Source organism: Mycobacterium persicum (assembly GCF_002086915.1).
Classification (GTDB): domain Bacteria; phylum Actinomycetota; class Actinomycetes; order Mycobacteriales; family Mycobacteriaceae; genus Mycobacterium; species Mycobacterium persicum.
The window spans coordinates 1-9,168 of sequence record NZ_MWQA01000023.1 but is presented as its reverse complement, the minus strand read 5'-3'; the positions used below and the strand labels follow the sequence as shown (position 1 = coordinate 9,168).

The 9,168-nt window shown below is 59.2% G+C and carries 8 protein-coding genes and 1 pseudogene; 5 read left to right on the top strand and 4 right to left on the bottom strand.

Going from position 1 to position 9,168, the window contains the following annotated elements:
• Positions 1–16: 16 nt before the first annotated feature.
• Positions 17–1,264, bottom strand: a complete 1,248-nt coding sequence (locus B4U45_RS28565) for an ISAzo13 family transposase (protein WP_116526644.1) — start codon at positions 1,262–1,264, stop codon at positions 17–19.
• Between the two features lie 501 nt (positions 1,265–1,765).
• On the opposite strand from B4U45_RS28565, the gene B4U45_RS28560 reads away from it, so the two are divergent.
• The 4 genes and pseudogenes from B4U45_RS28560 to B4U45_RS29725 form a co-directional block, all read left to right on the top strand.
• Complete coding sequence (locus B4U45_RS28560; protein WP_082275164.1) at positions 1,766–3,118, top strand: GNAT family N-acetyltransferase; 1,353 nt, start codon at positions 1,766–1,768, stop codon at positions 3,116–3,118.
• Positions 3,115–3,594 carry a nucleoside 2-deoxyribosyltransferase gene (locus B4U45_RS28555; RefSeq protein WP_075545069.1) on the top strand — a complete coding sequence of 160 codons (480 nt, stop codon included), beginning with the start codon at positions 3,115–3,117 and terminating at the stop codon, positions 3,592–3,594. The genes B4U45_RS28560 and B4U45_RS28555 overlap by 4 nt, the downstream gene beginning before the upstream one ends.
• Positions 3,595–3,677: 83 nt before the next feature.
• Positions 3,678–4,856 (top strand): PAS domain-containing protein, encoded by a 1,179-nt coding sequence (locus B4U45_RS28550; protein WP_082275163.1) that lies wholly within the window; start codon positions 3,678–3,680, stop codon positions 4,854–4,856.
• A gap of 653 nt (positions 4,857–5,509) precedes the next feature.
• Positions 5,510–6,295: pseudogene (locus tag B4U45_RS29725) on the top strand (cyclic diguanylate phosphodiesterase); the annotation flags it as partial.
• A 566-nt stretch (positions 6,296–6,861) separates the two neighbouring features.
• Here B4U45_RS29725 and B4U45_RS28540 read toward each other — a convergent pair.
• Positions 6,862–7,008, bottom strand: a complete 147-nt coding sequence (locus B4U45_RS28540; protein WP_142276762.1) for an IS110 family transposase — start codon at positions 7,006–7,008, stop codon at positions 6,862–6,864.
• Between the two features lie 52 nt (positions 7,009–7,060).
• Positions 7,061–7,213, bottom strand: coding sequence for a hypothetical protein (locus B4U45_RS28535; protein ID WP_158006281.1), 153 nt, complete (start codon positions 7,211–7,213; stop codon positions 7,061–7,063).
• Positions 7,214–7,547: 334 nt separating this feature from the next.
• On the opposite strand from B4U45_RS28535, the gene B4U45_RS28530 reads away from it, so the two are divergent.
• A complete protein-coding gene (locus tag B4U45_RS28530) occupies positions 7,548–8,300 on the top strand; it encodes a hypothetical protein (RefSeq protein WP_241780107.1) in 753 nt (250 codons plus the stop codon).
• Between the two features lie 21 nt (positions 8,301–8,321).
• Here the strand turns inward: B4U45_RS28530 and B4U45_RS28525 are convergent.
• Positions 8,322–9,168 (bottom strand): IS3 family transposase (locus B4U45_RS28525; protein ID WP_219859592.1); only part of this gene is annotated, 847 nt, incomplete at its 5' end.

Sequence of the window (9,168 nt, the reverse complement as noted above, 5' to 3'; positions counted from 1 at the left end):
AGGGCTCGCGCAGTAATTAGGTAGGTGGTGTCGGGCGTGTCGGGGTGTGGTGGGCGGTGAGTGTGTAGTTCCAGTCGCCGTGGAATTGGTGGCGGTGTAGCTGGGTGGCTTGCAGGGCAGCGATCTGTTTGTCGGTGATCTTGATGCCGCGGGGGTAGGTGGTGGTGTCGAGTGCCGCGTTTACGGTTAGTCCGGTGGATGTGGTTGTTGCCCTGAGGGTTTCGATGATCACCTCGTGGGATTCCAGGGGTCGTCCGCGCCAGTTACGGCTGATCGCGGAGAACAGCCGGTGTTCGATCTTGTTCCATTTGGAGGTGCCGGGCGGCAGGTGGCAGACGGTGATGTCGAGTCCGGCCTCGGTGGCGAAGGCGGCGAGTTCGGTTTTCCACAGCCGCAGCCGGGATCCGTTGGAGCCCCCGGAGTCAGCCGTGATCAGCAGCTTGTTTGATCCGGGATAGCTGATGGCGCCCATCGTGGTCCACCAGCGGCGGATCGATTCCACGGCGAACTGGCCAGTGTCGGCGTCGGTGCCGACGTTGACCCAGCCGGTGTTGGCGCCGACGTCGTAGACCCCGTAGGGAGCTACCTTGCCCAGCTGTTTGTCGGCGAAGTCGTGCACCTGCACCTCGCGCGGTGACCCGGCGGGCTCCCATTCGCGGCCAGCGGCTTTGTAGTTTCCGACGAGTTCCTTTTTCTTGGTGTCCACGCTGATCACCGGATCCCCGCCGGCCTGGAATCGTTCGACGAGGGTGTTGAGATATCCGAACTGGGCATCCCGATCCAGATGCTGGGCGCCTTCAATGGTTTTCGAGTTCGCCTGCAGGCTGTAACCAGCCTGTTTGAGCAGCTTGGACACCGTGCGCGCAGACACCCGATGCCCCCTGGCGGCTAGCTCGGCGGCCAGCTTGGCCGTCGATTTGATCGTCCAGCGCAACGGTGACTCCGGATCACCCCGCGAGACCGGATCCACTAGCGCATCCAGCGCGGTGAGCAGGTCGGGATCGGTCACCGCTATCGGTGGGCGCCCCGCACCTGGCCGGCGCACCCGCCCCGGAATCGGTTCGTCGGAATCCAACTCGCGCGCACCCTGCGCCACGGTGTCTGGATGCACCCCACCGGCCGCCGCGACCAGCTTGATTCCACCCCGACCCAACACCGTGGCCTCCGCGCCGAGCAACAACCGCCACGCCCGCTCATCGAGATGCGGGCGGATCAACGACAAACGGGCGGCGACCCGATCGGAGTCCACAGCAAGCAGCGTCATACCACAAGTGTGAACAAACCAAACAGAAAAACCTAAGCAATTACTGCGCGAGCCCTAAGGGGGCCCGGGTCCCCGTGCTGCAACTCGCCCGCGGAATCAGCGATCGCGTGAATCTTGCGTAAGCAGCTCTCCGGCTCGTGGACAGCCGTCACGTTCGTCGGATCAGGACGCACGGCAGCCATCAACGGGCGCTTTCACAATGGATGCGCAGGCCGCAGCTTCAACTTAAGCATTTTTGCCGATGTATTTGCGCGCTGGCGGCCGAAAGACTGTGCGGGTGCTTCAGATCCGAGCCTACAGCGGCGCCGAGGCAGTGCAGCATGTAGAGCGGGCGTTCGAAGCCGTATCCGTCGCGTGGGCCGAAGGCCGGTTATCAAGTTGTGCGTGCACGAAGTGATGCCGCACTAGGCCGGAGTATCGAAGCACTACCAGTGATTGTTTGTCTGGCTAATTTCCAAACTTGCTTGTGTGGTTATGTCGAAGTGAGAGCAGAGGTGTGACATGGATATTATTGTGGAGCCGTTTCGCGTCGGTCATACGGGCGCGGTCTTAGATCTGGTTGTCGATGCGCTGAATCCCCACTACGGAGGTGATCATGTTGCTCATTTCAATCGCCTGGTGGAGGCGTACCTCAACGACAATGTGGATGAGCGTGGCTACAACTCGACACGTCAGGTTGGCCTAGTCGCCAGCTGTGCGCGAACCGGCGGCGTCATTGGCTTTCTGAACTACGTCGTAAAGCGTCAGAACACAGTTAAGATCAGCCCGCTGATCGTACATCCGAAGGCTCGACGACGTGGAGTGGGGCGTAGTCTTCTAGCTTACCTGGAAAAGACACTTTCCGATGCCGATATTGCGGTAAGGAACATCTACTGCACCATTGACAAGTCTAACCGTTCAGCGGTGAATTTTTTTACCCGCCAAGGTTTCCACGTCGTGGGGTCTTCGCGCGACCAGTATTTGAAAGCGCACTGCGAATTAATTCTTCAACTCCCCGTATCGCCACCCGGCTCTGCATTGGATACGAGTGCTGGAGATATCTCGTTAGTTCGCGCCGAGACCGAAAGACAATGGGAACAACTGGCCAGCAAAGCGAAGTCGTTTGTATCCAATGAAGCCATTCCTCATGATATTTTGCAGATTCAAGCGGCAGCCGGGCGCGTTCCCGGCGACGTGGAATCGAAACCAAAGCTGGTCTACCTCGCCTACCAAGGCCACGATTTGGTCGGTGCGCTCGTCTTATGTCCCAAGAAGGGCGGTTCGACCAAGATTTCGACGGCATTCTGGAAAGACGAAGCCACATTCGATGCGCTACTGCTCGCATTGCAGAAGGTCGACGAATTTATCAAGACTGAAGGACGTGTATACGTTCACCTTCCAATTTCGCCGGGCATGGTCCGGATAATGCAGGTCCGCGGGTGGCGACTCGACGCGCTGATCCCCGATGTTGACTCAGAGCAGGTGGTTATTGGCCAATGGAGCACCCATCGTCGTGAGTCACGAGCTCTGATGGCTTACGAATGGCCGGACTACCACCTTGAACTGCAACAGGTCATCCGCGAGCGAGAATGGAGCAAGTTCGAGACACCGCAGGATCTGGCTATCAGCCTTATGGCGGAAGTTGGCGAACTTGCCCAAGAGCTGCAATGGAAGTATCGCGCTGATCGTGTCGACCTCGATGTCCGATCCATAGCGGCGGAATTGGCCGACATCTACAACTACCTGATTCGACTGTCGTGGCACCTCGATATCGATCTATTGCAGTCATGCTTCGACAAGCTCGTGAAGGTTAGGCAGAAATATCCGGTCGCCCTAGCAAAGAATAACACAAGAAAGTACACCAAATTCGCATGACAGCCGAGCATTCCCATGACCAACGCCCGAAGATCTTTGTCGCGGCGCCATTTAGCAACTATCTAGGCGCCGACGGCGTTTTCGATCGCATTTTTAGGCAGGAACTCGAACAATTCTACGCCTGCCTCGCCAACGCGGGTTTCGAATACTTTTCCGCACAGGTCAACGAAGACTGGGGATCGTCGCCGTTGGCGCCCGCAGAGTGCGTTCCGATCGACCACAAAGAGCTGGTTTCGTCCGACGTGGTTGTCGCGGTGCTTGGAATTCCTCCATCTCTAGGCGTTGTGGTCGAACTCGGCTGGGCCAGTGCACTTCAGAAGCCAATTTTGATCCTCGGCACCGCAATCGACTCCAGTTCGATGATCGCGGGGTTAGACCGTGTTACCAACGTACGTTTCATCGACAGGGACCTAGGCATTGACGTAAGCGGTGCCGACCTGGGCCAACTGGTTGTAAGCCATCTCGTAGGGGACTGACACACGAGCGCGAGGGGCGATGTGATAGGCTGAGGTCTAAACTTCCTCACGTTGGCGAGCTTTCAACTACGCTGGATAGGAAGATGAAAGACTTACGGGAAACGCATAATAGCAGCGAGTTGGAAGCGCAGGTGTGCAGCGCAACTTATGCGATCGATGATATAGCCACTCAACGCCAATTGTTCGACCAGCATTATCGACAGCTGCTCGACCATTGTCCTGATGTGATATTGGTGCATGAAAACGGCCGTTTGGTATATGTCAATCCGACCGGGACAAAAACGCTGGCCGCAACATCGCAAAACCAGCTCCTCGGCCGCCGGATCACCGAAATCGTGCATCCCGACTCAGTACCAGACATGATGGCACGCATCGGCTCCCTGCGTGAGCTCGGGGACACCTCAAACCCGGCTCAGGAGACATTGTTGCTCCTGGATGGCAGCACATTGGATGTGGAAGTGACATCGGTGTTGACTGTCTGGAACGGCAATCTCGCGTATCTGGTGGTCCTGCGCGACCTCAGCAGGCAAAAGGCCGTGGAGAAGACATTGCGCTACCAGGCAGCCCTTGTCAATCATGTCAGCGACGCCGTCATTGCAACCACCCACACCGGTATTGTCACCAGTTGGAATCCGGCAGCCGAGGCGATCTATCGTCGCCCGGCAGCAGACGCATTAGCGCGGCCAGTTAGCGAAGCAGTTGGCGCGCCGCTTTACCCTCATGAAGTCGTCGCCGACGGCGGTCTACTGCACACTACCCACCGCACGTCCGACGGGGTGGCCCTGGCTGTGCAGGTGGCAGTGACCGCAATGGATAGCGGTTTCGTGCTGGTGTGCAGCGACGAGTCCGTATGGTGTCGAGCCGAGCAACTGTTCCAAAGCGTCATCTCCTCACTGTTCGAGGGCGTGGTGGTGTTGAGCCCTGATGGTTGCGCTGAGTTGGTGAACCCCGCGGCACTGAGGATTCTGGGCATCGATTCCAGTGATTCTCTATATGACCCGGCTACCCGCGTCGTAAAGGTTCCCATTTACGACCGTCATGGCCGAGCAGTCGGCCCTGACCTGGTCGCCATGATCGAGATCTTCCGAATGAGGGGTATTGAGAGCGGTTCGATCTTCGCCGTGGAACGTCCGTCTGATAGGAAACTGATATGGGTTGCGGCAAACATTCAACTGCTTGAACCCGATTCCCCCCAAACATCTTCGGTGCTGATTTGCTTTCGTGAGATCGACCGGTCCCCGGTCGTTGGCCCCTGCAGCTGAAACGGTGGCTAAAGCTTATGGCTCCCCGGCCTTGCCGGAGCACCGCCCTTCTCATCACCTGTAGCTTGCCGCAGATCATAGTCAGAGGTGTTGTATGGGGATGAACCCGGTCCCGTGGCCTGCTGCGCCAACCTACGCGTTTTGGCGGATGCTTTTAATGCTGAAGTTCGGTCAGATGAGACGGGCTGATCGGCCGTCGATCTGATGCGGCTCCCACGCCCCTTAACAGTGAGGAGCGACCTGCCAGGATGGCCGCAGCAAAGACGAAAACTGACGACGACTTGAGCTGTGCTATCGCCGATGCCGTGCGGTTTTGCAACCTCGGGTCTGACGTGGAATATTCTCAGCAGCTCGCGGCCATGTTGCGACGCGCCTATGAGCAGGGCAGCTCAAACCTGGCCATGCGGGTCGGCGCTTCCCTGGCGCGGCGGGCCGCTACTGGTCCCGACCCCGCGCGCGTGTTGGGCGATGTTGCCGGCGCCGTCCAACGCCACTTCGGCGGCCATGGATCGTCAACACGGCTTGCCTCGCTGTTGCAGGACCTCTGCGTAGGCTATGTAGGCACCTTGTCGGACCGACCAAAGGCCGAGTCGGCTAAGTCGCTGGATAACAGCCGTATTGGAATTGGCGATAAGCGACGCGCGGCCCATGCCCGCGACCAACAGGTCGCACAATACTTCCTGCCGGCCGCGATGCGCACGGCACTGGATCGTGGTGAATTCTTTGCTGTTTACCAGCCAATCTTCCGGTTAGCCGATACCACCATAATCGGTGCCGAAGCGCTGCTGCGTTGGGCGCACCCAAAGTTGGGCACCCTCCTCCCCGGTCGATTTATTGAGATCGCTGAAAATAACGGCCTGATTACGTCGCTTACGGCCTTCGTAATTGAGGAAGCCTGCCGCGTTGCCCGTGATTGGCGTGACGACAGCAGCGAGCCGCAACCATTCGTCAGCGTTAATATCGCCAGTAGCGTTATCTGCGATCCTGGATTTATTCCACTAGTCAAAAATGCGCTCACCGGAAACGGCCTACCTGCTATCGCTTTGCAGCTTGAACTTGGCCATGATACAAGCCTTGGCAAAGACGCGGCGGCATTGATTGCGTTGCAAGAGCTGTCCGCCCTAGGTGTGGGCATCGCAATCGACGACTTCGGCACCGGGTTCTCCAGCTTTGCCAACCTGCCCAACCTTCCGGTCGGAGTGGTCAAACTCGCCGGCAAGCTCGTGGAGAACATTGGTGGAAGCATCCGCGACCGGGCAGCCGATGAACAGATCACCCGAGCGATGATTGAACTCGGCCGCGGATTAGGTCTGACTGTCACTGCAAAGCACGTCGAAACCCCGCGACAACTTGATCGATTGCATGCGTTCGGATGCAATAACGCGCAAGGATGGCACTTTGCGCAACCACTGCCAGCCTCCTCTTTCCTGGCAGGTTGAGTCGTGTGGTATGTGGAGTTGATCGCAGGCGACGAGCTACGTGACGACATAATTCGCGATGGTGTTATCGATTTTCTCACTACCAGCATTAATGCGGGAAACTGGCACCAATGAGTGAACTGCCGTGCAGATCATCTCGACTGGTTGAGCGTAGACAATCGCAGCACTTTGAAATAACTTGTCGGGACGAAGTCCAGGCTCTGGACAGACTCGATCAACCGCCTCCTGGGAAATTCAATACCAGATTAAGACTCGCATCCGACATAATATGTGCGATTTCGAATACTCCATGCATCGACATGTCAGTTGACGCGCACCTCCCGTCGGCCGGCTCTACGCTTGCACCTATTGGTTGGTGGCTGCTGTCGCCAGATAACCCGGGCGGTGTCGCCAATCGTTGTTAGCGCGCGATGCCGCGGGAAGCCGCGAGCAGCGCCGCTGGTCGGGCGCAAGTAGACCAAAGTTCTTGTTGACAAGAATTGCACATGATGGGAGCCGCGCTCAGGGAAATTTCAGGGCCGCAGATATCGCCATGGCCCATGCTGGAATTGACGAGCATTTTACGTTCAGCCTATTGCGCCAAAAATCCGATGTCGATCGTCAGGATCATATCCGACATGGACGCGTGCATTGACCAGCCACGGCTCCAGCCCGTGCGCTTCCAACAGGTAAAACACCGGTTTCCAGTAGTCGGAGGTGGCTTCCATCACCACCCGCTGCACCTTCAGTTCGACCAGCCGTTGGCAAGCTCGATCAACGAGGCAGTCATTCGTCGAATGCGTCGACGCTTCCTGCCGCCGCTTTCGGCGTCCCCGCGGCGCGGGAAGCCGCACGCAACACACCCAGGTCGGCTTTGCCGATGTCCAGCGCGGCGACCCTGGCGATAATTTCTTCCCGGTCCTCAGACTCGGTCAACACAGCCCCATCAACTCCTCTCAGGCCAGCTGATCATGATGAGTGGTCGCCCGTGGGCCGCAAGAAAGGAGAAACTAATCCGCGTGCTTAACCAAACACCAACGACTGCAACAATGAAGGGCGCCACACGACCCCAGCGCCCGGCTCGCATCCGGCCTCGAAGGACCAAGTTGACTCGGCGTCGCAAGGCGACCACCGCCCCATTTTCAGCCCGGAACGGGCGCCTTACAAGGCACCGGCTTGATTCACGAAAAGTGCCCGCGAAACACCCTCGGTGCCTCACATAAGAATGCCCGCGAAACGGTGACCGTCGTCAGGCATGGAATGTGGGTTGTCGATGACGTCTCGTGCCGAGATCACCACCAGGTACGCCAAGGCGTATGTGAAGGCCTCGAAGAAGAACAGGGGGCAGATTCTGGACCAGGTGGTCGAGGTGACGGGGTGGTCGCGCGACAACGCCCGCCGCAGGCTCACAGCAGCGGCGAAGCGGCCACCGGGGCCGGGGCGCAGTGTGACGAAGCGGCCCCGCAAGCCCAGGGCCCCGAAGTATTCCTATGACGCGCTCAAGGTGCTGCAAAGGGTTTGGGCCGCCTCGGGTGGACAGTGCGGGAAGTATCTGGCTGCTTCGATGCGGCTGCAGCTCGACGGGCTGCAACGCCACGACGAGCTGGCCTTTGGTCGTGACCGCTACAGCCCGGCCGTGCGGGCAGAGCTGCTGGAGATGAGCGCGGCCACGATTGACCGCTATCTGGCGCCGGCGAGGGCCAAGGACCAGATCAGTGGTGTATTGACGACGAAACCCTCACCGCTGCTGCGGAATTCGGTCAAGGTCCGCAAGGCAGGCGATGAGGTAGAAGCCGAACCCGGCTTCTTCGAGGGCGATACGGTCGCGCATTGCGGCCCCACACTGAAGGGCGAGTTCGCCCGGACCCTCAACCTCACCGATGTACATATCGGCTGGGTCTTCACCCGCACCGTGCGCAACAACGCCAACACCCACATCCTGGGCGCCCTGAAAGCAGGGATTCATGAAATACCTTATGAAGTAACCGGTTTGGATTTCGACAACGGCACCGAGTTATGGGCTTGACCCCGTTTGGTGGACACAGGGTCAGGCGGCTTGTGCCGTCTGAGTGAGTTGGTCTTCGAACTCGACCGGCCTCATCATAGCGAGGGCCGAATGACGTCTGCGTCGGTTATAGACCCGCTCGATCCAATCGCCCACGGCGAGCTTGGCGGCCGCCTTGGTCGGCCACAGGTGTCGGTCGTAGAACTCGACTTTCAGTGTGGCCCAAAACGATTCCTGCTGGGCATTGTCCCAACACACCGCGGTGCGGCCAACTGAACGGGCCAGGTTGTGCTCATGGGCGAACCGCGCGAGCTGTGCTGAGGTGTACTGGCAGCCGCGATCCGCGTGCAACACGACCTGCTCGGCGAGCTCGCCGCGCATCGCCACAGCCATCTCCACGGCGGCCTGGACCAGATCGGTATGCAGGTAATCGTCGATGGCCCAGCCGATCACCCGACGTGAGCAGCCATCACGGACGGCGCACAGATACAACCAGCCCTCACCCGTGCTCAGATAGGTGATATCCGAGGTCCACACCCGGTTGAGGATCCCGGTGTCGAAACGACGCTTGACCAGGTCTTTAGGCACCGCAGCATCGAGGTCAACCACCGTGGTGGCCGGCGCGAACCGCCGCGGGCAGATCCCGGCCAAACCCTGCCGACGCAGCGAGGCAGCCACCGTCTTGCGCGAGACCCGCTCACCGTCATCGCGTAGATCGGCCAGGATGCGCGGGGCGCCGTAGACGCCGTCGGAGGCCGCGTGGAACTTGGCGACCTTGGCATCCAACTCGGCGCGCCGTTGCTGGGCCGGGGTCGGTCCGCGCTCGCGGGTTTTGCGCCATTTGTAATACCCCGAGCGCGACACCTCCAGGCACTCGCACATCCGCTTA

What these genes read in the sequence shown, in the direction of transcription:
- B4U45_RS28560 (WP_082275164.1), top strand. Translation starts at nt 1,766, where the DNA reads ATGGATATTATTGTGGAGCCGTTTCGCGTCGGTCATACGGGCGCGGTC.
- B4U45_RS28555 (WP_075545069.1), top strand. Translation starts at nt 3,115, where the DNA reads ATGACAGCCGAGCATTCCCATGACCAACGCCCGAAGATCTTTGTCGCG.
- B4U45_RS28550 (WP_082275163.1), top strand. Translation starts at nt 3,678, where the DNA reads ATGAAAGACTTACGGGAAACGCATAATAGCAGCGAGTTGGAAGCGCAG.
- B4U45_RS28530 (WP_241780107.1), top strand. Translation starts at nt 7,548, where the DNA reads ATGACGTCTCGTGCCGAGATCACCACCAGGTACGCCAAGGCGTATGTG.
- B4U45_RS28565 (WP_116526644.1), bottom strand. Translation starts at nt 1,264, where the DNA reads ATGACGCTGCTTGCTGTGGACTCCGATCGGGTCGCCGCCCGTTTGTCG.